Below are 1104 nucleotides of genomic sequence, written 5' to 3' on the forward strand. Positions count from 1 at the left end.
GGTTGTACGGGAGTTGCATGAAGTTCCGCGCCTGCATGATCCCCGGGGAGGCAGGGCGCCGTCGCAGCGTTCCTCCGCGGTGATCGTTGGACTTGTCGTAAAACCGCGTCCGCCTGCGGTGCAGACCGTCAGCCACCGCACCCTGCACGCTCTGGATCGCGGAGGCTGACGGTGTTCTCAAAGCTTTGTCGGCGGGGCGGTTTCCTTATTCAGGCCGCGTCCTGCGACTTCCCAGCAGGATCAGAGCGAGGGCTGGATTGCCGCTCTTCCCGTTTTGGGCGGCCACGATGTGGCCAGGAGGGCCCGCGTCCGGCAGAGGCGCCTGTGGCACTTCGAAGGGGGTGATGTGCTTAGAGCGTGTAGGTGGCTTCTATGCTCTGTGGTCGTTCAGGTAGGTCAAGGCTTCCTCCTGGTCAGCGGGCGCTCAAGCCCGGGTCGTTTCTCAGGTGGGGGTTTCAGCGTGCTTGACCATGATCTGACGGCGATATCCGCGCGGCGGGAGCGTGCCGGGCACCGGCGACGAACCCACGCCGAGCCCGTGCTGGCTCGTCCTGGCCGTGTGTTCGCGCTGGACGGGCTGCGGCTGCTGGCGGCGCTGTCGGTGGTGGCGTACCACTACACGGCGCGGGTCGGCAGCTGGCCCAAGAAGCCTGAGGCGATCTTCCCCGCGGTGTTCCCGGTGACCGCCTACGGCTGGCTCGGAGTGCATCTGTTCTTCCTGATCAGCGGCTTCGTGATCTGCATGAGCTGCTGGGGCAAGCCGTTGCGGGACTTCTTCGTCTCCCGTGTCGTCCGGCTCTATCCGGCGTACTGGTTCGGGGTGCTGGCCACCACGGTGACCCTGGCGGTGTTCCCGAAGGGGAACCGACACCTGCCGTGGACTGACGTCCTCACCAACCTGACCATGCTCCAGGAGCCCCTCGGGGTGCCGTCGGTGGACGGGGCGTACTGGTCGCTCTTCGCCGAACTGCGGTTCTACGTGCTGTTCGCGGTGGTGGCCTGGTGGGGGTTGACCTACCGCAGGGTCCTGGTCTTCTGCTGCGTGTGGGCGACGGCCAGCATGCTGTTCGCGAAGGCTGAACCGGGGCCGCTGCGGCTGCTGGT

The 1104-nt window shown here is 66.4% G+C and carries 1 protein-coding gene; it reads left to right on the top strand.

The window, feature by feature from the left end; all coding sequences use genetic code 11:
• Nucleotides 1-460: 460 nt before the first annotated feature.
• The coding region (locus IE206_RS42205; protein ID WP_229853407.1) for an acyltransferase family protein at nucleotides 461-1104 on the top strand (644 nt) is incomplete at its 3' end.

Origin of the sequence: Streptomyces violascens (genome assembly GCF_014649955.1) — a bacterium.
GTDB classification, from domain to species: Bacteria; Actinomycetota; Actinomycetes; order Streptomycetales; family Streptomycetaceae; genus Streptomyces; species Streptomyces violascens.